The 24,150-nt window shown below is 39.8% G+C and carries 17 protein-coding genes and 1 rRNA gene; 11 read left to right on the top strand and 7 right to left on the bottom strand.

Annotation, left to right across the window (positions count from 1 at the left end):
• Positions 1–48: 48 nt before the first annotated feature.
• The 3 genes from L659_RS0103835 to rhlB form a co-directional block, all read right to left on the bottom strand.
• Positions 49–1,584 (bottom strand): 16S ribosomal RNA (locus L659_RS0103835).
• Positions 1,585–2,112: 528 nt separating this feature from the next.
• Positions 2,113–3,606, bottom strand: coding sequence for a guanosine-5'-triphosphate,3'-diphosphate diphosphatase (gene gppA, locus L659_RS0103830; RefSeq protein WP_010555420.1), 1,494 nt, complete (start codon positions 3,604–3,606; stop codon positions 2,113–2,115).
• Between the two features lie 43 nt (positions 3,607–3,649).
• Complete coding sequence (gene rhlB / locus L659_RS0103825; protein ID WP_002960940.1) at positions 3,650–4,927, bottom strand: ATP-dependent RNA helicase RhlB; 1,278 nt, start codon at positions 4,925–4,927, stop codon at positions 3,650–3,652.
• A gap of 91 nt (positions 4,928–5,018) precedes the next feature.
• Between rhlB and trxA the strand changes: the two genes are divergently transcribed.
• Positions 5,019–5,345 carry a thioredoxin TrxA gene (gene trxA / locus L659_RS0103820; protein WP_002960942.1) on the top strand — a complete coding sequence of 109 codons (327 nt, stop codon included), beginning with the start codon at positions 5,019–5,021 and terminating at the stop codon, positions 5,343–5,345.
• A 185-nt stretch (positions 5,346–5,530) separates the two neighbouring features.
• Complete coding sequence (gene rho / locus L659_RS0103815) at positions 5,531–6,790, top strand: transcription termination factor Rho (protein WP_002960945.1); 1,260 nt, start codon at positions 5,531–5,533, stop codon at positions 6,788–6,790.
• A 63-nt stretch (positions 6,791–6,853) separates the two neighbouring features.
• Here rho and L659_RS0103810 read toward each other — a convergent pair whose 3' ends face one another.
• Complete coding sequence (locus L659_RS0103810; RefSeq protein WP_024589666.1) at positions 6,854–9,673, bottom strand: ATP-binding protein; 2,820 nt, start codon at positions 9,671–9,673, stop codon at positions 6,854–6,856.
• 76 nt (positions 9,674–9,749) lie between these two features.
• Here L659_RS0103810 and L659_RS0103805 point away from each other — a divergent pair, with 76 nt between their 5' ends.
• Positions 9,750–10,322, top strand: a complete 573-nt coding sequence (locus tag L659_RS0103805) for a DNA-J related domain-containing protein (RefSeq protein WP_024589665.1) — start codon at positions 9,750–9,752, stop codon at positions 10,320–10,322.
• A 22-nt stretch (positions 10,323–10,344) separates the two neighbouring features.
• On the opposite strand, the gene dbpA is transcribed toward L659_RS0103805, so the two are convergent.
• Positions 10,345–11,733 carry an ATP-dependent RNA helicase DbpA gene (gene dbpA / locus L659_RS0103800; protein WP_007580581.1) on the bottom strand — a complete coding sequence of 463 codons (1,389 nt, stop codon included), beginning with the start codon at positions 11,731–11,733 and terminating at the stop codon, positions 10,345–10,347.
• 191 nt (positions 11,734–11,924) lie between these two features.
• Between dbpA and L659_RS0103795 the strand changes: the two genes are divergently transcribed.
• The 3 genes from L659_RS0103795 (at position 11,925) to L659_RS0103785 (ending at position 16,612) form a co-directional block, all read left to right on the top strand.
• The gene (locus tag L659_RS0103795) at positions 11,925–14,003 is read left to right on the top strand and encodes a TonB-dependent siderophore receptor (RefSeq protein ID WP_024589664.1); all 2,079 of its coding nucleotides are present in this window, start codon (positions 11,925–11,927) and stop codon (positions 14,001–14,003) included.
• Positions 14,004–14,183: 180 nt separating this feature from the next.
• On the top strand, positions 14,184–15,584 hold the full coding sequence (locus tag L659_RS0103790) for a M20/M25/M40 family metallo-hydrolase (RefSeq protein ID WP_024589663.1): 1,401 nt from the start codon (positions 14,184–14,186) through the stop codon (positions 15,582–15,584).
• 86 nt (positions 15,585–15,670) lie between these two features.
• On the top strand, positions 15,671–16,612 hold the full coding sequence (locus L659_RS0103785) for a tetratricopeptide repeat protein (protein ID WP_024589662.1): 942 nt from the start codon (positions 15,671–15,673) through the stop codon (positions 16,610–16,612).
• Between the two features lie 44 nt (positions 16,613–16,656).
• Here the strand turns inward: L659_RS0103785 and L659_RS0103780 are convergent, their stop codons facing one another.
• Positions 16,657–17,562, bottom strand: coding sequence for a DUF808 domain-containing protein (locus L659_RS0103780; RefSeq protein WP_024589661.1), 906 nt, complete (start codon positions 17,560–17,562; stop codon positions 16,657–16,659).
• 145 nt (positions 17,563–17,707) lie between these two features.
• On the opposite strand from L659_RS0103780, the gene L659_RS0103775 reads away from it, so the two are divergent.
• The 5 genes from L659_RS0103775 (at position 17,708) to L659_RS0103755 (ending at position 23,026) form a co-directional block, all read left to right on the top strand.
• On the top strand, positions 17,708–17,989 hold the full coding sequence (locus L659_RS0103775; RefSeq protein WP_007580576.1) for an MliC family protein: 282 nt from the start codon (positions 17,708–17,710) through the stop codon (positions 17,987–17,989).
• 66 nt (positions 17,990–18,055) lie between these two features.
• Positions 18,056–20,086, top strand: coding sequence for a methyl-accepting chemotaxis protein (locus tag L659_RS0103770; protein WP_024589660.1), 2,031 nt, complete (start codon positions 18,056–18,058; stop codon positions 20,084–20,086).
• Between the two features lie 71 nt (positions 20,087–20,157).
• Positions 20,158–21,624: a 4-hydroxy-3-polyprenylbenzoate decarboxylase gene (gene ubiD / locus L659_RS0103765; RefSeq protein ID WP_024589659.1), complete on the top strand. Its 1,467-nt coding sequence runs from the start codon at positions 20,158–20,160 to the stop codon at positions 21,622–21,624.
• Between the two features lie 109 nt (positions 21,625–21,733).
• On the top strand, positions 21,734–22,447 hold the full coding sequence (fre, locus tag L659_RS0103760; RefSeq protein WP_024589658.1) for an NAD(P)H-flavin reductase: 714 nt from the start codon (positions 21,734–21,736) through the stop codon (positions 22,445–22,447).
• A 168-nt stretch (positions 22,448–22,615) separates the two neighbouring features.
• The gene (locus L659_RS0103755; protein WP_024589657.1) at positions 22,616–23,026 is read left to right on the top strand and encodes a CBS domain-containing protein; all 411 of its coding nucleotides are present in this window, start codon (positions 22,616–22,618) and stop codon (positions 23,024–23,026) included.
• A 58-nt stretch (positions 23,027–23,084) separates the two neighbouring features.
• On the opposite strand, the gene add is transcribed toward L659_RS0103755, so the two are convergent.
• Positions 23,085–24,086 carry an adenosine deaminase gene (gene add / locus L659_RS0103750; protein WP_007580566.1) on the bottom strand — a complete coding sequence of 334 codons (1,002 nt, stop codon included), beginning with the start codon at positions 24,084–24,086 and terminating at the stop codon, positions 23,085–23,087.
• Between the last annotated feature and the right edge of the window lie 64 nt (positions 24,087–24,150).

Raw genomic sequence — 24,150 nt, 5'->3', positions numbered from 1 at the left:
TAACAATCATCTGTGTGGACACTACGAACAAATAAGTTCTAAATCGTATAAGGAGGTGATCCAGCCCCAGGTTCCCCTAGGGCTACCTTGTTACGACTTCACCCCAGTCATGAATCACTCCGTGGTAAACGTCCTCCCGAGGGTTAGACTATCTACTTCTGGAGCAACCCACTCCCATGGTGTGACGGGCGGTGTGTACAAGGCCCGGGAACGTATTCACCGCGTCATTCTGATACGCGATTACTAGCGATTCCGACTTCATGGAGTCGAGTTGCAGACTCCAATCCGGACTACGACGCACTTTAAGTGATTCGCTTACTCTCGCGAGTTCGCAGCACTCTGTATGCGCCATTGTAGCACGTGTGTAGCCCTACACGTAAGGGCCATGATGACTTGACGTCGTCCCCACCTTCCTCCGGTTTATCACCGGCAGTCTCCTTAGAGTTCTCAGCATTACCTGCTAGCAACTAAGGATAGGGGTTGCGCTCGTTGCGGGACTTAACCCAACATCTCACAACACGAGCTGACGACAGCCATGCAGCACCTGTATCAGAGTTCCCGAAGGCACCAAACCATCTCTGGTAAGTTCTCTGTATGTCAAGTGTAGGTAAGGTTCTTCGCGTTGCATCGAATTAAACCACATGCTCCACCGCTTGTGCGGGCCCCCGTCAATTCATTTGAGTTTTAACCTTGCGGCCGTACTCCCCAGGCGGTCTACTTAATGCGTTAGCTTTGAAAAACAGAACCGAGGCTCCGAGCTTCTAGTAGACATCGTTTACGGCGTGGACTACCGGGGTATCTAATCCCGTTTGCTCCCCACGCTTTCGTACATGAGCGTCAGTGTTGACCCAGGTGGCTGCCTTCGCCATCGGTATTCCTTCAGATCTCTACGCATTTCACCGCTACACCTGAAATTCTACCACCCTCTATCACACTCTAGTTTGCCAGTTCGAAATGCAGTTCCCAGGTTGAGCCCGGGGCTTTCACATCTCGCTTAACAAACCGCCTGCGTACGCTTTACGCCCAGTAATTCCGATTAACGCTCGCACCCTCCGTATTACCGCGGCTGCTGGCACGGAGTTAGCCGGTGCTTCTTCTGTCAGTAACGTCACACATGATGGGTATTAACCACCACGCTTTCCTCCTGACTGAAAGTGCTTTACAACCCGAAGGCCTTCTTCACACACGCGGCATGGCTGCATCAGGCTTGCGCCCATTGTGCAATATTCCCCACTGCTGCCTCCCGTAGGAGTCTGGGCCGTGTCTCAGTCCCAGTGTGGCTGATCATCCTCTCAAACCAGCTAGGGATCGTCGCCTTGGTGAGCCATTACCTCACCAACTAGCTAATCCCACTTGGGCCAATCTAAAGGCGAGAGCCGAAGCCCCCTTTGGTCCGTAGACATTATGCGGTATTAGCAGTCGTTTCCAACTGTTGTCCCCCACCTCAAGGCATGTTCCCAAGCATTACTCACCCGTCCGCCGCTCGTCAGCAAAGTAGCAAGCTACTTTCTGTTACCGCTCGACTTGCATGTGTTAGGCCTGCCGCCAGCGTTCAATCTGAGCCATGATCAAACTCTTCAATTAAAAAGTTTTATGTCTTTCGACAGCTCAATGAATTCTGAATTTATTTTAATATCTTTCGATATTGAATTGACTGTGCCGAATAATTGCCGAAACAACTATTCTGTTGGTCACTCAGTTTTCAATTGAGACTCTAATTTATTTGCCTCTCTACCTAAGTAGGTTGGCTGTTAGAACTCAACCTGTACGAGTGCCCACACAGATGATTGCTTTATATTGTTAAAGAACGTTGCGATTATAAAGTCAAACTTTATCTCGCTAGGGCTGCGCATATTACGCTTTCCTATTTTTTTGTCAACACTTAAATTTAAACTTTCTAAAAAGATTCAAACTAAGTTTTACTTAACACCCTGAGTTGTTCGTGCCTCGCTATGCGTTGGCGTTTCCCGTCTCAGTGGGGTCGCATTATAGGGAGATCCGAAAACAGATCAACCCTTTTTTGAAGAAAACTTGAAATAATGTGCTGTTCGCACATATTTGCATCGAAATGGTTACTTTAAACACTAAAAAGGCCCTGGTGGGCCTTTTTAATTAGTTTACTATGAGCTTCCACCCAAGTTTACCTTGTTGTTTAGACTCTTGTTGTAGCTCGCTGGCCATTAATGGATGATCTTTTAACCAGTTACTTTCAAACTTAAGGTCTAACACTTCATTTTTAGCAGTTAACTTAAACTTAGGCAGTACGTCATCTTGTCTGCGCATTGATAAGATGACTGCTATTCGTAGTAATCTCACTATATATTGCGCTAATAGACTATTTACGCCGAGTGAATTAAAACAGCCTTTTGGAAAATCAGAACGATGCGCATCCGCTACCGCTACTATTAATTTATGCTCTGACTGTGAAAAACCAGGCATATCAGTATTTTCCAAAATATAAGCAGTGTGTTTATGGTACTGCTTATATTCTATTAGTAATCCAATCTCATGAAGCTGCGCTACCGCTTTTAATAGTGGTAACCCATTTAAACTTTCAATTGGCCAATCTTTATCAATACTTACCGCTAACTGCATAGCCAAGCTTGAAACTCGACACGCTTGTTTTTGATCAACGTGATAACGACTCATAAACCCATCAACTGTGCGTTTACGAATGTCGTTATTATGAAACTCCGGAACCATGCTATATAAAACACCTTCACGCAGTGCTCCACCCGCCAACCCCATTTTTTCTATTTCAAGAGATTCAAATAGTGCGATTAAGATTGCAAGTCCTGATACAAATACCAGTCGACGGTCTTCACTTAATCCAGGAAGGTCTAGCGCTGCAATAGTGCTAAATGCAATTGCTTGCTCTTTTATAGTGTTGAGCTTTTCAAGCGTAAGTAAATCGTCAAGATTTTGAGCGACCATAATTTCTTGAATTGCTTGCACTGTGCCAGAAGCACCAGATGCAATTTGCCATCCCGCTGTTTTATATTCTGGAGAAATTTCATCAATGACTGTACGAGCTGCCTTTATGGCTGCGTTAAAGTTACTCTTACTTAATTGGCAATCTTTAAAGTAGCGCTCAAGATAGGTAACACAGCCCATATTGAGGCTTTTGTAATGTAAGGCATCAAATGCTTTACCAATTACAACTTCGGTACTTGCACCACCAATGTCAATAACAAGCTGTTTGCCAGTACAAGATGAAGTATGAGCAACACCTTTATAAATTGTGCGCGCTTCTAATTCTCCGCTAATAACATTAATGTTATGGCCAAGAATCTTTTCTGCATGATTTTTGAATACTTCGGCGTTAGTTGCTAACCGTAAGGTGGCTGTTGCTACTATGGTGATGTTTTTATCTGGGATATCTTGTAGACGCTCAGCAAAAAGGGCAAGGCATTCCCAGCCTCGCTGCATTGCTTCAGTGCTCAATACGTTATCTTTATCAAGCCCTGCGGCTAATCGGACTTTGCGTTTAACACGTCCAATTGTTTGTAGACCGCCAGCAATTGATTTGGCTATAAGCATATGAAAGCTATTTGAGCCCAAATCAATAACTGCGTACACATTTTTTTGCGGTTTAAGTTGCCCCACCGTTCAAAAACCTCTAGTTACTACTACTTATACAAACGGTCGTTTACGACCGTCCTTTTTGGTAACTATTATTTGGGCGACGTCCGCTGTTATTACTACGGTTACGTGGACCTGTTGAATAGTTGCGCTTTCTTTGAATAATAGGCTGAGTTAAATCATCTAGCAATGCTGTTTTATCATAATGTGATAAAGGAATGCTGTGCTCTATATATTCTTCAATTTCATGCAGGTTATATGCATATTGCTCACATGCAAAACTAATTGCGTGGCCTGATGCACCAGCGCGGCCAGTACGACCAATACGGTGAACATAGTCTTCACAATCGTCAGGTAAATCAAAGTTAAATACATGACTTACTTCTGGAATATGAAGACCACGCGCTGCAACATCAGTCGCAACCAAAAAGTCTAAGTCGCCTTTGCTAAACTGCGCTAATATAGTTTGGCGTTTTTTCTGGTTAACATCACCAGTAAGCATACCTACACGATGACCGTCTGACTTAAGCCAAGCATATACTGTTTCACAACTGTGCTTGGTATTTGCAAACACGATTGCTTTCTCTGGCCATTCTTCTTCAATTAAGGTTAACAACAGCTTAATTTTATCTTCTTGCGAAGGATGAAATAGCTCTTCTTGAATACGTTTACCCGTTTTAACGTCAGGTTCAATTTGAACATGTTCTGGGTTTGTCATGTGCTCAAAAGCTAATTCTTGTACGCGATACGATAATGTGGCAGAAAATAATAAGTTTAAACGCTTTGATGTATCTGGCATACGATCGAACATATAGCGAATATCTTTGATAAAACCTAAATCGAACATACGATCAGCTTCGTCAAGCACGACTACCTCAATTTCATTAAGGGTGTAACAGCCTTGCTTATACAGATCAATTAGACGACCTGTAGTACCAATTAAAATATCAACGCCTTTTTCTAGTTGTGCACGTTGTTTTTCGTAATCTTCGCCACCATATACTAAACCTAAGTTAAGATTACAGTGCGGCGCTAAAATTTTAGCATCTTTGTGTATCTGAATCGCAAGCTCCCGAGTAGGGGCCATGATCAGGGCTCTTGGATGTTTACTAGGTGCTTTGCTAGATTGTAATAACCGATGGCACGTGGCAGTTAAAAACGCCAACGTTTTGCCTGTACCTGTTTGAGCTTGGCCCGCGATATCGCGTCCATCACAAATAAAAGGTAGGCATTTTGCTTGAATAGGTGTGCAATATTCAAACCCATTCTCGGTTAAACCGGCAACCACTTCCGGTGCGATAGCAAAGTCTGAAAACTTTTTATCGGTTAAATGTGTCTTAGTCATAGCGTTTAAGCATAACGTTTAAACTTGCAATAAGAAACAAGAGTGTTTAAATACGCACTAAATATTTCGCCTAACTAAATCGGAGAGCGCAATGAGCGAGAAAATAATCCAAATTACTGACGATAGCTTTGAAGCTGACGTATTACAATCTGACAAACCAGTACTAGTAGATTTCTGGGCTGAATGGTGTGGACCTTGTAAAATGATCGCCCCTATTCTTCACGAAGTTGCTGATGAATACGACAGCCGTGTGACTGTTGCTAAATTAAACATTGACCAAAATGCTGGCACACCGCCAAAATTTGGTATTCGTGGTATCCCTACTTTACTTCTTTTTAAAGATGGTCAAGTAGCTGCAACGAAAGTAGGTGCTCTTTCAAAAACTCAACTTATTGAGTTTTTAGAAAACAACATCTAACTGTAAGCTAGAACAATAAAAAGGGCTTTTTGCCCTTTTTTAAATTTATTTTGTATAAAGACTGGACGCTTTGCCAGTGAACTGCTAGTTTATAAAGCCAACTAATCCTTAGTTATATTCAACAAACCTCACTCAACGATCAAAGCGATTTTGAGTATGACAACTGTAATAAAGAACCCACCAATATGCATTTACGCGAATTAAAAGACAAGTCCATTAAAGAGCTTGTAGACTTAGCTGAGTCCATGGGGCTCGAAAACGTAGCCCGCTTAAGAAAGCAAGATATCATTTTTGCCATTCTTAAATCCCATGCCAAAGGCGGAGAGAATATCTTCGGCGGCGGTGTATTAGAGATTTTACAAGATGGTTTCGGCTTCTTAAGATCATCAGAAGCCTCTTACTTAGCTGGCCCAGATGACATTTATGTTTCACCTAGCCAAATTCGCCGTTTCAGCATGCGTACTGGCGATTCAATTTCAGGTCTTATTCGTCCACCTAAAGACGGTGAACGTTACTTTGCTTTACTTAAAGTAAATGAAGTTAACTTTGATAAACCTGAAAACTCTCGAACTAAAATTCTTTTTGAAAACCTTACTCCATTACATGCAAACGAACGTTTTCGCATGGAACGTGGTAACGGCAGTAAAGAAGATATTACAGCCCGTGTACTTGATTTAGCATCTCCTATTGGCCGCGGCCAACGTGGTTTGTTAGTAGCTCCGCCAAAAGCGGGTAAAACAATGCTACTTCAAAATATTGCACAATCAATTACGCACAACCATCCTGATGTAACATTAATGGTTTTACTTATTGATGAACGTCCGGAAGAAGTAACAGAGATGCAACGCCTAGTTAAAGGTGAAGTTATTGCATCAACGTTCGATGAACCAGCTTCTCGTCACGTACAAGTTGCCGAAATGGTTATCGAAAAAGCAAAACGCCTAGTTGAACATAAAAAAGATGTTGTTATCTTATTGGATTCAATCACTCGTTTAGCACGTGCTTATAACACCGTTATTCCTTCATCAGGTAAAGTACTTACTGGTGGTGTTGACGCTAACGCATTACATAAACCTAAGCGCTTCTTTGGTGCTGCACGTAACGTTGAGGAAGGTGGTAGCTTAACAATCATAGCTACAGCTCTTATCGATACTGGCTCTAAAATGGATGAAGTTATCTACGAAGAGTTTAAAGGTACTGGTAACATGGAACTTCACCTTAACCGTAAAATTGCGGAAAGACGTGTATTCCCAGCTATCGACTTTAACCGCTCAGGTACTCGTCGTGAAGAATTACTAACAAAACCAGATGAACTTCAAAAGCTTTGGATTTTACGTAAAATTGTTCATGACATGTCAGAAATTGATGCAATGGAATTCTTAATCGATAAACTATCGATGAGCAAAACCAATGATGAATTTTTTGATTCGATGAGACGCCAATAAAAGCGTTTTAATTGAATAAAAAAGCGCCTTAGGCGCTTTTTTTATGTCTGGATTAAATACAGTTTAACTTTCATTATACTTTTTAAGTACACCCTGCAGCGTATCAACGAGCGCTTTAAAGTCATTTGCACTGCTTTTTTGGCTTCTGCGTAGAAGTGCTCTGTCTAAATTTTTAGCCGATTGCGCAATTTCATCCAAACCAAACATTTGTGCAGCCCCTAAAATGCGATGGCTATCTTTTTGTAGCGCATCTAAATCTTCGCTTATAAAATGCTGCGTAATCGTTTCACTCTCCAAAGCAAAGCTCTGCTTGAAACTAATCACAAGATCGCTCATATCAACTTCATTTTGCTTTGTAATTGGCTGATCTTCTGCATTATGTAGGTGACTAGAAAGCGCTTTATAAAATGACTCTTTGTCTATCGGTTTACCTAAGTAACCAGTAAACCCTAACTCTAAATAACCATCCACTTCATGACTCATAGCATTTGCTGTTAAAGCAAAAATAGGTCGCTCAAAACCACATTGTTTTAATAGCTGAAAAGCAGAACGCCCATCCATCACTGGCATTTGAATATCGAGCAATACCAAATCTGGATATTCTTTTAAGCACTGCTCTACCGCTTGCTCACCATTTTCAACAGCAATAACCTCGAGTCCCATTGAGCGTAAATAACGACTTATTAACCTACGATTATCAGGATGATCCTCCGCAAGTACGACACGACCTGCCAATTGCTTATTTGCCTTAGGAGCACTTTGAGTTTCAATCATGCTTTGAGATTTATTTACTTCTGCGCACGGTAAAAAGAACGAAAACTGACTGCCCTTTTTGTATTCGCTTTGTACGCTGATATAACCGCCCATCATCGCAGCTAATTGTTGCGATAAGCTAAGGCCTAACCCTGTACCACCAAAGCGACGGCTAATGCTGTTATCAGCTTGGCTAAAGCATTCAAAAATAAGCTTTAACTGTTTAGAGCTCATACCAATACCGGTATCTTTTACAATAATAACTAGTCCTTGCTCACTCTTATTTAATGCAATAATGATCTGCCCAGAATGAGTAAACTTAATAGCATTTGCACATAAGTTTATAAGAATCTGTTTTACGCGTATTAAATCCAGCTTAGTGTAAAACTCATTACCCACTTGATTGTCTAAAATAAGGTGTAGATTTTTTGCTTTTGCTTGGGTGATAAACATTGCGTGCACATCATTTACCAGCTCTACAATATCAAAGCACGAAATATTTAACTCTAATCTATTGGCTTCAATTTTACTTAAATCGAGTACATCATTTATTAAGCTTTTTAAATGGTCACTGTGACGCTGAATTACTCTTAATTCATCTTTAAGTGACTCAGGCTCATATAATTCATTAATCAAAGCATCTGTTTGCCCTAAAATAGCCGTTAGTGGAGTGCGAATTTCGTGACTAATATTAGCCAAAAACTGGCTTTTAACATCGTTGGCTTCTCTCAGCTCTTGTGCAATTGCCTGCAATTCTGCAGTACGTTGCGTAACTTGTTCTGTTAACTGCTGCTTAGCGCGTTTTTCTGCACCACGGCGATAAAGCGCGATACCAGTTACGACAACTAAAAGTAATAGTAAAAAAGAGAATAAAGTAAGCTGAGAACGCTGCGACATTTTTAGCTCTTGCACACGGCGATCTTGCTTAAGTTTTTCTATCTCTTGGTTCAATTGCGTTGCTTTAAATTGATGCTGAAGTACCGCTAGTGCATTTATAATTGCCGTACTTCTAAGCTTTCGCAACTCACTAATATATTTTTGTTGCAAAGCCATTGCGCTTGAATAATCGCCTTTACTGGCTTCAAGAAGTGCTTTGGCCCCTAAGCTCTCTCTAATTATTCGCTCACTACCATATTCATGAGCAAGTAAAATAGCTCTATCTAAATTTATTTGCGCCTCTTCTAAGTTACCCTTAACAAACTGAATTTTAGCCAGCGCATGTAGCGCATTAAGCTCTAAATTATGATTATCTATTTTAAGGGCGTAGTACTCACCTAATTTAGCTTGCTCGTACGCTTCATCCACTTTTTTTAATACTAAATTAGTATTTGCTAAATTTGTATATTGTGTAGATAACTTATTGTAATCATTAGCTGAAATATAATAGCGCAGCGCTAACTGATAATAATGCAGTGCTAAGTCAAATTGATTACTCTCCATATGGGCAACACCCATATTGTTATATACCTGCGCAATACCGCTTTTATCATCTAATCGTTGATAAACCTTAAGTACATCTTGATAAAGACCAAACGCACTATCGTAGCGTGATAAGCGTATATAAACGCCTGCTATATTAAGTAGTATATCGGTTTTATCTTGCTCACTGCCGTACGCCTCGTAGATAGCTTTTGCTTTTAAATAAAACTCTAGGGTATCGCCTAGCTTATTCATATTAAAATAGGCCAAACCAATATTATTTAATAAGTTTGCCTGCTCTAGTAATTGCTTATTCTTTTCTGCTAATGCTAGGGTACGGGTATATTCAATAATCGCTTTTTGAAATAAGCCTTGATAAAAAAGTACAACACCTTGCATTTTAATTGCACGAAAGTGCTCATCAGGGAAGAAAGTACCCGAAGTATGTTGTTCAAGTAATTTAAAGTAATGTAATGAGTCTTTAAAATTATCAACCGATAACGCAGTATTACCCAATGCCGAATAAACAGCGACACGCTCTTTTTTGGAGGCATTTTTATTAGCAAGTAGCATGTTTGCTAATTGTAATTTAGGCTCCCACTGCACTTCGTTTTTGAATTGCTCAAATAACGAATCATTATTTTGGGCATAGCTAGGAGCTATTAGTACACAGCATATAGTAAATAAGAGGCATTTTAACTTGCCCAGCATAATTTTAATCCTTCAAACCGTTACTTATATCAGTGTAATCTTTATTGAAGATACACCAACTACTAGGGCCTAAACAATGCTTAACCCACTGATTGATGAGATTTTTGAGCTAATACTAACAAAGCAGGTTTGGCAAGTTCATACTTTAGCAGCAGAACTGACAAACCGCAGCGCTATGACCACTCTCGATAAAAGTCCTGAACGTGATTTATTTAAACGTAACTTTTTAATCATGAATGCACTGTACCAACTGCAGGCACAATTACGCCCTCAGAGTTTACTCATTTCAGCTCTGCATATCGAGCTTTTAGAAAAAGGAGATAATAGTTTAGTAACAACAAGCGAAAATTTGCGAGATTATTATTTAGATTGGCATAATTACGATACCAGTGAAGATCAGATTGATGAGCTTTTAAATAGCTTTTGGCGTCAGTTTAAAACGACATCACCACAACAGGCTTTAAATGAAAATGAATTTAAAGCATTGGCTTTAGAATGGAAGTTACCTGAAAATTTCACTCTTAAAAATGTTCAAAAGCGCTGGAGACAACTTGCATTACAAGTGCACCCAGATAAACCAAATGGCTGTGAAGTTGAGTTTAAAAAAATAAAAATACAATACGAGCAGCTAAAGGTAGCTGCTCGTTAATCTATTAATTTAGAAGTTTAAATTAACGAGTAAGGCGGCGTGCGCGTATTTTACGCCCTTTAATATTGCCTTCGGTTAATTTACGAAGCGCAGGTTTTAATGAGTTACGCTCAACAGCAACAAACGCTACGTTATCAAGTACGTTAATTTTACCCACCTGACGACCTGCAACCCCATCTTTACCCGTTAAAGCACCTAAAATATCACCTGCACGTACTTTTTGCTTTTTACCTGAATCAATCATCAAAGTAACCATTTCAGGGCGGTATGGTGGCTTGTCTAATAAATTAAATGGTGGCATTTGCTCTGGAGTAATATCGCGTTCGTAATGTTCGCCTATTTGAGCAATTTTAAACGCTTCGGCTTCACCGTAAATAGAACATGCAATGCCCTTTTTACCAGCGCGACCTGTACGACCAACACGATGCACATGTGTTTGCGTGTCATGTGCTAAATGGTAGTTAATCACCATATCCATATCGTCAATATCTAAACCACGTGCAGCAACATCGGTTGCAACAAGTATTGAAGCACTTTTATTTGAAAAGTGAATTAACGTACGTTCACGATCGCGCTGTTCTAAATCACCGTGTAGCGAAACAGCACTAAAGCCTTCATCAGCTAAATCGTCACACACTTGTTGTGTTTCTACTTTAGTATTACAAAACACAACACAGCTTTGTGGTGTAAATTTAAGTAATAATAATTTTAGCGTTGGGTAGCGCTGCTTATTATTATCCATTTTGTAGAAGTACTGCTTAATTGTACTTTTGGCTTGCTCTTCTTCTACTTTAACCATTTCTGGATTTTTAAGTACACGCTTAGCAATTGCTTCAATAGCTCTTGGGAATGTTGCACTAAATAACAATGTTTGACGATTTTGTGGGATACGCTCAATAATTGCATCAAGTGTATCTTGAAAACCCATATCAAGCATTTGATCGGCTTCATCAAGTACCAATGTTTCAACATCATCTAAACGTAAAGTACCTTTACGAATATGGTCATCAACACGCCCAGGTGTGCCAACAATAATATGCGCGCCATGTTCAAGCGAGCCTATTTGTGGACCAATTGATACACCGCCACATAACGTTAATATTTTAATGTTATGGATACCGCGCGCTAATTTACGCATTTCAACCGCAACCTGCTCGGCAAGCTCACGAGTAGGACACAACACTAAAGATTGAATACGAAAGCGTTTTACGTTTAATTTAGCTAACACACCCAAGCTAAACGCAGCAGTTTTACCTGAACCGGTTTTTGCCTGAGCAATGATGTCTTTACCAGCAAGTACAGGCGGTAAACTTTGCGCTTGTACAGGTGTCATATGCGCATAACCAAGTGTTGATAAATTATCAACGAGTCCAGCTGGTAAAGCCAAAGATGAAAAAGCAGTTGAAGTCACAGTAAGTTCCATAGCAATAAAAATAACGTGGGGGAAAGCCCCACTAAATATGCTGCTAATAATAGCAGAATTCGTAATTAGCAACCATTAACAAACACATAATAAAGCACGTTAACAAAAGATGTTGAAAATGATAGTAGTTTGCATTAAGATCGCGATTGTTTTTTACATATCACTGCTGGAAGCAAACAATGAAACTGAATTCTCTTTACATAGCACTATTAGCAAGCATTACAACAAACACATACGCAAACACTACTGACCTTGAGCGTATAGAAGTAAAAGGTAGCTACTTTAACGATTACAAAGTAGATAACGCTAATGGCGCAATGAGAACATCAGCTTCATTACTTGAAACCGCACAATCTGTAACCGTAATAACCGACACTATTATTAGTGAGCAACTTGCCACTACCCTTGGCGAAGTACTCACAAATGACGCAAGCTTAACTGCAGGCTCACAACAACGAAATCGTGAGGTATTTAACTTACGCGGGTTTGAGCTAAGCTCATCAACAGGTTATTTACGTGATGGGCATCAGCATTGGTCGCACTACCAACAACCAATCGAAATTTTACAACAAGTTGAAGTAATTAAAGGCCCATCGAGCATTTTATATGGTCAATCAGGTCCGGGTGGCTTGGTGAACATGGTTACTAAAAAGCCTACAGCACAAACATTATTTAATGCCAGTGCCGATGTAGATCAGCATGGTTCAACTCGCTTTATGGTAGATGCCAGTGGTGCATTGACTGAATCAGAAGATTTACGTGCTCGTGGTATTTTAGTTAAACAAGATGTTGATTACTGGCGTGAATACCAAAACGGTGAAAACCGCGAGCGTGACCGCTTTTTAGGTGCTTTAGTTGTAGATTACGATATTAGCGACAACGCATTAGTACGTGTGCATTACGACCGCACAGACGACGAAGCCGGTTTAGATACTGGCGCATGGATAGACGAAAACGCCAATGTAATTGGTGATGATAAAACAATCCGTGATATGTCTTGGGCGTTTACCGATATAACCGTAGAAAATCTAGGTGTAGACCTAGAAGTATTTTTAACCGATAGCTGGCAAGTAAAGCTTGGCTATAACGAACAAACATTTGAACGCCAACGCTTTGAGTCAGCACCGCGTATGCCAGGTGGCTTTGCTGAAGGCGATAGTTATGAATCTCGCCCTTATGATCGCTTTGACGATTGGCAATTTAAAACTGCATTTATTGATTTTATTGGTGAATTTAAAACAGGTAGCTTACAGCACCAATTTTTAATTGGCGCAAACTCGCTTGATTATTACTACGGACAGCGCCGTACCTCTGCCGACTACTTTGATTTTTCTGCAGGACAAGCAGAACCATCTCGTCCATCAGTAAGCTATAAAACAGATGATACAGTAAGCGAAACTGAATACGACTACTACGGAATTTACGTTCAAGACTTAATTTCGTTCTCGCCTGAGTGGCAACTATCATTGGGTGGTCGTTACGACAAACAAAATAGCACAGGAAATGATAACGAATCATTTGTACCAAAAGTAGGTGTGCTTTATCACCCAAATGCTTCTGCAACTATATACGCTAGTTACTCAGAAGGTTTTGAGCCTCAAGGTAGTGAAACACTGATTGATGAAACAGATGTAAATAACGGCATGAAATTAGATGCTGTTACATCTAAGCAAAGAGAGATTGGTATTAAATGGCAGTTATTTGATGACCGCCTAATGCTTACCAGTGCTATTTTTGATATTAGCAAAGAAGGTACTCTTGTTAGCGAACAACTTGAGACGCCTATTGGCTCATTCACAAGTGAAACAAACCAAGTGGGTGAACAACGCCACAAAGGTGTTGAAGTAAGCGCACAAGGTGCCGCTACTGACCGCTTATTTGTTATGGCATCAACTATGTATCTAGATGCTAACTTTGAACGCGATGAAGTATTGGAAGGTAAACGCCCTACCGATGCACCAAAATGGTCGGCATCACTTTGGACGCGTTATGAATTAAACGACGCCATTGCACTTAATGCTGGTGCTTTTTACGAAGGTGAGCGCTTTGCCGATAGCGCCAATACAATTACTAAAGATGCATATACACGTGTTGATGTTGGCGCCACTTATAAGTTTAACTTAAGCAATACCGATATTAACTTACGCCTTAACATCGAAAACTTATTTGATAAAAGCTATTTAGGTGGTGGCGGCACAAATAATGTAACTGTTGGCGAGGGCACAAATCTTCGTTTAGCTGCGCAATTTAGCTTTTAAATAAATGCCTTAAATAACAGCTTTAAAATATAGCCCGCGTACATTTACGCGGGCTTTTTTATATCTAAATATTCACACCTAACAGCATTAAACCTATTACAAAGCCTATTCATCTCATCTATTTTTTATCATGTTTGTTACATGCTCTAATAGCGCTAATTATTAAAAAGGCCTACCAAAATGAAAAAATTAATTACCGCACTGCTGCTTACTAGCAGTATGGCTGCAAACGCTAACAGCGCCGAATTTACCCAAAAGCAATTACAACAAGTAGACAAAGTGCGCACCTCTGCACTAAATAGTGATTTAAGTTATAAATTACTAGAGTCATTAACAACTGAAGTAGGCCCACGCCTTCCTGGTACCGAAAACGATAAAAAAGCCGTGGCATGGGCTCAAGCCAAATTTAATGAACTGGGCTTTGATAAAGTATGGTTAGAAAAAGCCACATTTCCTGAATGGCGCCGTTATAGCGAAAGCGGAAAAATACTAACACCAAGCGAGCAACCACTGCACTTAACTGCATTAGGTAACAGTATAAGCACGCCAAAAGATGGGATTACAGCGCCGGTTGTATTATTCGAAACACTTGATGAATTAAAAGCCGCACCGGCAAACAGTTTAAAAGGTAAAATTGCGTATATTAATTACCGTATGAACCGCGACATAGACGGGAATGGTTACGGACCTGCTGTAAAAGCACGCGGTACAGGCGCTATAGAAGCATCTAAAAAAGGCGCTGTTGCCTACATGATGCGCTCGGTTAGTACCGGTCATCATCGCTTTGCACACACTGGCGGTAGTTACTACAAAGAAGGTGTTACAAAAATACCTAACGTAACAATTGCTAACCCAGATGCAGATCAAATAGCACGCTTAGTTGCTTTAAATAAAGAAGTGTCGGTAAATATTAATGTGCAAACCGAAAGCCTTGGTGAAGGCACTGGTTATAACGTTATTGGCCAATTTAATGGTACCGAAAACCCTGAGCAATATGTATTAATTGGAGGGCATTTAGATTCTTGGGACTTAGGGACTGGCGCATTAGATGACGGCGCAGGCGTTGCACTAACAATGGCAGCCGCTAAACATATTAGCGATGTAAAACGCCCTAAGCGCAGTATTCGTGTGGTACTTTTTGCAGCTGAAGAGCTTGGCCTTTGGGGAGCAAAAGCATACTTTTCACAGCATAAAAACGAGCTAAGCAATATTGTTGCAGCCGCTGAGTCTGATTTTGGCGCCGATGTTGTATATGCTTTTGAATCGAACGTAAGCGCAGAGTCACTTCCTGTAGTTCGCGCTATAGCAAAAGAACTTGCGCCGTTAAATATTGAGCACATTGGTAAAAACCAAGCGAATGGTGGCCCCGATCTAATTCCACTTAAAGCAGCAACGTCAGCGCCTATTTTTGAACTTGCTCAAGATGGAACAGATTACTTTGATTACCACCATACAGCTGACGATACGCTTGATAAAGTAACACCTGCTAAGCTTCGTCAAAATACCGCTGCATACGCTGTATTTGCTCTAATGGCTGCCGATGCAAAAACCACTATCAAGCCTAAAGCTCAAAATAAGTAATAACAGACATACTTACTTACAGTTTGTAGCTTTAACTAACACGCTTCTTGTTTTACCTTTAGGTAATTAAACAAGGAGCGTGCTTTATGTTACTTTTCAACACGAGTGAATCATTTCCACATTTTGCACAAATAACACGCTGCCCTCACTGCCAAAGCGACGCCTACCATTTAGTAAATAAAAGCCGCTATTTACGATTTAGCATTTTACCTATGCTTGCCTTAAAATTAAGCTATAAACGCGAGTGCTATCAATGCGGAAAAAGCGAACCTGTTAAAATACCGCAACTACCGTTAATAGAAAAACTAAGCCTACCTAAATACTTTATTGGCGTATTTTTATTGCTTTGGATTGTTTCGTTTTTTTATCAACAACACCTTGATACCGAGACTCAAAAGCAAAGTTATTTGAATACACCTAAAATATATGACACCTACTTAGTACACGCCGACAAATTTACACACGAACCCTGGACCCTAACCAATTTAAGAATTGCTCAAGTTTTAAGTTTTGATAAGCAGTTTATTACCTTTCAGATAAGCAACTACAGCTATAAACGTAATAATAGTATTACCTTGGCAATGCGTACCAGCCAACTAATTCAAGACAATTACTTCTCCACTAAAACAATCACTCTCCCTCGTGATGAAGTAAAGCGTTTGTATAAAGACGAAGCTATTTATGACGTGCTGCGACCTTATGCCAACAGTCTTTATGGCGGGTTTGTGATGTTTCCCCCCAAACCTAAGCCACTATATAAAGGTTTAAAACTCGATAAAAACAATCAACAAGGCATTATTTATTTTAAAGATAAGTTGTTTTTTGAAGCATTTAATAGCTTTAAGCTAGCTGCTGAAGCGGGTTCTCAATGGGGGCAATTAAATTTAGCGCAAATGTATCGTGATGGTCAGGGAATAGCTCAAAATTATCAACAGGCTATTTATTGGTATAAAAAGGCCATTGAGCAAAAAAATACTAAAGCACAATTTGAATTAGAATCGCTTTGTAAAATAGCTAACTGTGAATGAGTGAATTTAAATATAGCTGGCGCAACAAGTACGCCAGCTATAAACTATTTTTTAAATAACTTTGTATAACTTACATGTATAAGCACAACAACTAAGCCGGCAATAACACCTAGCAAACCATCAAACAAGAGAGGCGCTAATACTTCTCCTGTGCCGCCAGCAACAGACTGAGCATAGCTCGTTACATCCACTTGAGTATGATGCAATAACTCAACACCATGCACTAAAATCCCGCCGCCTACTAAAAACATTGCAATGGTGCCCGCAAATGCTAAAAACTGCATCAACCTAGGCGCTGCTGCGAGTAAGCCTTTACCAAGTAACTCTTTAAATTTATTAGCTGACACTTTAGATTCGTTGAGTAAATAAAGCCCGGCATCATCCAGCTTTACAATACCGGCCACTAAGCCATAAACGCCAATCGTCATTATAATTGCGATAACACAAAGCACTAAAGCTTGGTTAAGTAACGTAGCGCCTGCCACAGTGCCTAAAGTAATAACAATAATTTCGGCAGAAAGAATAAAGTCGGTTCTTATTGCCCCTTTTATTTTTTGTTTTTCATACTCAACTAAATCTAATTTTTCATCTTCATCTACCACTTCATTGTGATGAGGCAAAAACTTAGCAAATACTTTTTCAGCTCCCTCAAAACACAAAAACAAACCACCCATCATTAAAAGCGGTGTTATTAACCAAGGCAGCCATACGCTTATTAATAAAGCAGCGGGTACGAGTATCGCTTTATTTAAAAATGAGCCCTTTGCCACAGCCCAAACAACCGGTAATTCACGCTCTGCTGCAACACCTGTAACCTGCTGTGCATTGAGCGCTAAGTCATCGCCTAATACACCCGCTGTTTTTTTTGTTGCTACCTTACTCATTGTCGCAATGTCATCAAGTAAAGTGGTTATATCGTCTAATAACGTTAAAAGGTTAGTGCCTGCCATAAAGCTTCCGAGCTCAAAAAATATTGCTATAAACATAACGTAAAGCGCTACTTTCACCAACGGTTAATTTTGCTTTGTTATTCTTACATTAGATTAAAATTTTGCCCTGTGTTTTAACTAACTTTTAAAGAAGATGGGAGGAAAAATGAAAGTATATTTAGCATTAATCGCTATTTTACTAAGCTTAACCGCATGTAGTGATTTACAAACCAGTACTGCTTACCAATGCGATGATGAGAGCGTAAAACTCAATATCATTAATAATTCTGAAGCCGAACTTATCTTTAACAATAAAGTGCATGTACTTAATCACGAAAAAAGTGCATCAGGGAATAAATATATAAGTGAAGAGGTACTGTTTTGGGGTAAGGGAAATGAGGCCATGCTAATCATTGCTGGTAAAAAAAGACAGTGCATCAAGGTTTAACACAAAACTAACCAATAAATTACAGCAATGCTACAATAATTAAAGACCCATTATTGTGATGAAGTTATGCGTTCAATTGCGATCAAACATAAAATAATTTTAGCTTTTACTGCCATTGGTTTATTGGTGCTAACAAGTAGTGTGTTTTTTTATTGGTCATTAAACAAAATTAGCGTTAACAATACCCGAACCGAAAAATTAGCAGTTCCGGTACAGCAGTTCAGTAAAGATTTAAGGCTATCATTACTGTCTATTACCAAATTTAATGCCTTAGCTTACAGCCAAGCAAACCTTGATTTACTTCAAAAAAATAAAAAACAGGCGCAAGCTGAGCAACAACAATTTAGCGATATGCTCAATTCGTTAAGCACTCAACTAAATCAACAAATAACAATGCAAAATTTACTCGCCAGTACCAACGAAGGCTTTGAGCAATTGACTAAAGTAAGTGTCGCAATGTTTAGTGCTAAAGAGAGTAAGTTTGTAGCGCAAAATTCCACCATAGAATTATCAGCAACGTTTAACGAGCAACTTTACAATTTAAGTTCTAACTTACTTGATATAGAACTTTTAGAAGTGCCTGCAAAACAGCAGGCGCTACTTAATGCTATGTTTGGAACAGCGACCCGTATAGATGATTTATTGTTTAACTTAAGCAATAATATAAAAAGCATTACTCAAACTACAAGTATCAATGATTTAAATAGCCATCAGCAAGATACCCTATTTCTACTAGATAACATCCAACCTAATTTCACCTATTTAGAGCAACAAGCGCTACCCTTTAATAATGCGTTTAATGCTAAAAATTTAACGACTAAGTTTAATCAATTAAGAGAGTTACTTAACAACAATACAGGAATTTATGCCCAACAAAATAAAGTACTCAAAAGTACTATTGCTGCGGCTCAAAATTTTGAACACTTTCAACAGCAATTTATAACAACAGAAGGTCAGCTTATTGAACTTAATAAATTGGCTGATGAGCGCTTTAATGCCTTACAAACTAATGCAAAGGCCGCCATAAATACTGGGATTAGTTCTGTAGTAATTATTACGCTTGTTTTAATTATATTGATTATCGCTATCTCTATTTTTACAACTCGCGCAATGCTAAAACCGCTTAAAAAAGTAAACCGCGATTTAGCCCGAATCGCCTCAGGTGATTTATCAAAGCGAAGCCATCCGCGCAGTAAAGATGAATTTGGTACTTTGCTAAATAACATAAATAAACTCAGTGAAGACCTTACCCAGTTAATTGGCGCAATTAGTAGTGACGCCCATGAACTAGACCGCAGCGCTATTAAAACCAGTGAAAAAGGTCAGCAAATGACGGTTGTTGCACAACAGCAGTTGGAGCGAAGCGCGCAGGCAACATCGCTTGCACAAAATATGCTAACCAACTCACAAGCGGTTTATGAACAAGCAGATAAAACATCAAGTGAAATAACCAATGCATCGCAATTTGCCAATGACGTAAACAAGATTGCTAATAAAAATAGTCTAAGTATAGAAACTTTATTACAGCGCCTTGATAAAGCAGTAGGCAGCACTGAGGAACTAGCCCAACACACTCAGCTTATTGAAGCCATTGTTGAAACAATTAGCAGCATTGCCGAGCAGACCAACTTATTGGCACTCAATGCTGCAATTGAAGCAGCGCGAGCGGGTGAAAACGGACGCGGGTTTGCTGTAGTTGCTGATGAGGTTCGATCATTAGCTGCACGTACACAGACCTCGACTAGCGAAATAAACACCATGATCCAAACATTGCAACAACACACTAAAACAACTCAAGAACACATTACTGATGGCCAACACCAAGCCAAGCAATGTGTCAAAAACAGCACTGAACTAAATAAAGCCGTAGAGCGTATTAAAAGCACATTGTTGTCTGTTAATCAGATGAGTGAGCAAATTGCTCATGCATCACATGAGCAATTGACTAACAGTAGCGACATTCAACAAATAATGGCCAAGGTGACAGAGCAAGCAACCTTGAATGCCAAAAACGCGACAACCCTAGCAAGCGAAAGTGAAGACGTAAATCAACTTGCACACTCCTTAACAAGTGCCGTTGAGCGCTTTAAGTTTTAAGTGCAAGTAATGACTTGGCTTGCATGAAATGGGTATAATACTTCAACTCTTTTGCTTAATAGCGGCCCACAATGAAATATAAAGATCTACGTGATTTTATCGATTTGCTTGAAAAAAAAGGCGAACTTAAACGTATCACCCAAGAAATCGACCCGTATCTTGAAATGACCGAAATATCTGATCGCACATTGCGTGCTAAAGGTCCTGCGTTATTATTCGAAAATCCAAAAGGCTACGATATGCCGGTGCTTACCAACTTATTTGGTACACCAAAACGCGTAGCAATGGGCATGGGCCAAACAGACGTTAGCGAGCTGCGCGAAGTGGGTAAGCTACTCGCTTTTTTAAAAGAACCTGATCCACCAAAGGGTATTAAAGAAGCTTTAGGCGCTATACCTATTTTTAAGCAAGTGCTTAATATGCCTGCAAAAGAAGTTAAAAAAGCACCTTGCCAACAAGTGGTTTTAGAAGGTGATGACGTAGACTTAACTAAATTACCTATTCAGCATTGCTGGCCAGGTGATGCAGCGCCATTAATTACTTGGGGCCTTACAGTTACTAAAGGGCCTTATAAAAAGCGCCAAAATTTAGGTATTTATCGCCAGCAATTATTAGGCAAAAATAAAATAATTATGCGTTGGTTGTCGCATCGTGGTGGCGCGCTTGATTTTCAAGAATGGTGTAAAGAAAACCCAGGGCAGCCTTACCCTGTCTCGGTAGCACTAGGTGCCGATCCAGCTACTATATTAGGTGCAGTAACGCCTGTACCCGACACATTAAGCGAATATGCATTTGCTGGTTTATTACGTGGTAGCAGAACCGAAGTTGTAAAATCTATTTCCAATGACTTGCAAGTCCCTGCCAGTGCAGAAATAGTACTTGAAGGTTACATTATGCCAGGTGAAATCGCACCTGAAGGCCCTTATGGTGACCACACCGGTTACTATAATGAAGTAGATGACTTTCCAGTTATGACTGTGACTCACTTAACGCATCGTAAAGATCCTATTTATCACAGCACATTTACTGGCCGACCGCCTGATGAGCCTGCGATTTTGGGTGTAGCACTTAATGAAGTGTTTGTGCCTATATTACAAAAGCAGTTTCCTGAAATAGTCGACTTTTACCTTCCGCCTGAAGGGTGCTCGTACCGTATGGCGATTGTAACAATGAAAAAACAATATCCTGGCCATGCCAAGCGCGTGATGATGGGGGTTTGGTCGTTCTTACGTCAGTTTATGTATACCAAGTTTGTAATTGTGTGCGATGACGATATTAATGCCCGTGATTGGGAAGATGTTATTTGGGCTATAACAACCCGAATGGATCCTGCTCGCGATACAACATTAATAGAAAACACACCTATTGATTATCTCGATTTTGCATCGCCAGTCTCTGGCCTTGGTTCAAAAATGGGAATGGATGCCACCAATAAATGGCCTGGCGAAACCACCCGCGAATGGGGCGAGCCTATTGTTATGGATAAAGACACCAAAGACCGCGTAGATGATATTTGGGAAAGCCTAAATATTCTTTAAGTGTTTATATGTAAGTACATAACAGGCTATAAAATAACCCTGCAGATATGCTAGAATCGAGTCATTCGATTGCGTATCTGCTGTTTAAAGCGCTGCTAAAAGGTAAAAAATGCAAACATTAAAAGCTGAAGTTGTAGCTATCAGCCCACTTACAGAATTTGTTCACAAAGTAATTTTAAAGCCACAACAACCTGTGACCTTTGAAGCTGGCCAATACATGCAACTCGTATTGGGCGAAAAAGACAAACGTGCTTTTTCTATAGCTAGTCGCCCTTCACAGTGCGATGCAATAGAACTGCATATTGGCGCGTCAGGTGCCGATTCGTATGCAATGCAATCGCTGGAACATTTACGAAACGCCCATACCACTGGGCAGTTAGTAGACATTGAAGCTGGCTTGGGTATTTCACAGTTGCGCCTGCAATGTGAGCGTCCTATTATTTTACTTGCCGGTGGCACTGGTTTTTCATACGCAAAATCAATGGCTGATCACTTAGCTGAAATTAAGTGCGACCGTCCTGTATTATTTTACTGGGGTGTAAAAGAAGAATCTGCTTTATACGCACATACAGAAATGCAAACATGGGCCGATAGCCACAAAAACTTTGAGTTTATCCCTGTGGTAGAAAACCCATCTGCTAATTGGCAAGGTCACACTGGCTATGTACATAAAGCGGTAATGCAAGATATTGTATCACTTGAACCATACGATATTTACATGGCCGGTCGTTTTGACATGATAGGTATTGTCCGTGATGACTTTATTACTCATGGTGCAATTCGTGAAAACATGTACGCCGATGCATTCGCATTTATCAAATAATTGAAATTAACTTTCAGTTATGAATAAAGGCACCTAATCGGTGCTTTTATTTTATATAACAACAAATACTTAATAGTTAAAACCTATCAATCTCATCAACATAAACAATTTCCTAAATCCCTATCTATAAACCATACTTTGTATAGAACATCAGCGGGAGAGACCCAAATGCTAAATACAAAAGTAAAAGATTTTATGCAACGCAAGTTGCCAAATATCACACCAGATACAGAAATGACGACAGCCATAGCAGAACTACAAAAATTTAAACTACTTGGCGCACCAGTATTTGATAAAGATAAATGCCTAGTCGGATTTATATCTGAGCAAGAACTATTAAAACCACTTACGCAAAGCAGTTATTTTTGTGATGGGATGGTTAAAGTATCGCAACTTATGCAAACAAAGGTAGTGACCGTTAGCGGCGATACCAACATTATTGAGCTTGCACAGCAGATGCAGCCTGGTAAACCAAAAAACTACCCTGTTGTAGAGGGTGCTAAAGTAATAGGCATGATCAGCCGAGCAGATGTACTTAAAGCACTTTACGATAATTACATAAGCTGCCAAACACACTAAATTGCAGATAACAAAATGCCGCTTATAAAGCGGCATTTTTAATGTGTATTAAATAGAGTTAACGTGCGCTAACGATTGCTGAAAGCTCTTTTTTATCGCCATCGCTTAAAAATGCTATTTCTAATGCATTTTTTTGGGCTTTTTCCATATCAGCTTGAGATAAGCCCGCTTTAGGTGCTGCAACGGTATATTCGTACTCAATTTCAATGCCTTCAACCGCAGGGTCATCAGTATTAATACACGCTAAAATACCGTGATCTAAAAACTGTTTAAGTGGGTGCTTAGCTAAATCGTTTACTGTACTGGTTTGAATATTACTTGTTAAGCACGACTCAATACCAATACGGTTATCGCGTAAGTAATCCATTAGTTTTGGATCTTCAATAGCTTTAACGCCATGCCCTATTCGGCTTGCACCTAGCTCATTAATTGCTTGCCAAATACTTGGAGCACCGAGTGCCTCTCCAGCATGAATAGTCGAAGCTAAATAAGCATTTCGTACTTGTTTAAAGTGCTCTACAAACAACTCACCAGGAAAGCCAATTTCGTCACCGGCTAAATCAACAGCGACTAAATCATTTTTAAATGCGAGTAATGCATCAAGCTCTTTTTGACATGTTTTTACGCCATAAGTGCGCGATAAAATACCAATCAAGTTAGCTTTTATATTTGCACCCTTTGTTGCTGATTTAATACCATCAACAACCGCCTCTACAACCCCTTCTGGGTGTAAACCTTGGCTTTGTGCCATGTAGTAAGGGCTAAATCGAAGCTCTACATAATCAAGGCCTTGTGCTTGTGCATCTTCAATGTTTTCAATCGCTATGCGTCTACACGCATCGTAGTCGCCAAGTACAGTGACACCCCAATCTAACTTTTGTAAAAAAGCCATAAGGTTTGGCTCAGGGTCAATAACTTGAACATGAGGAATTAATGCCTCAACGTTATCTGCAGGTAACTCTATATTAAACTGACGACCAAGTTCTAATATGGTTTGCGCACGTACATTACCATCTAAATGACGGTGAATATCTAGCAAAGGTAATTTTCTATTGATCATAATAGCAACCCAGTTTAGTTAAATTTGCGCGCATGATACGCAGATATAGTTATTTTTCAAGTCT

Origin of the sequence: Pseudoalteromonas sp. S8-8 (assembly GCF_000497875.1) — a bacterium.
GTDB lineage: Bacteria > Pseudomonadota > Gammaproteobacteria > Enterobacterales > Alteromonadaceae > Pseudoalteromonas > Pseudoalteromonas arctica.
This window is presented reverse-complemented; position numbering and strand designations above follow the sequence as displayed.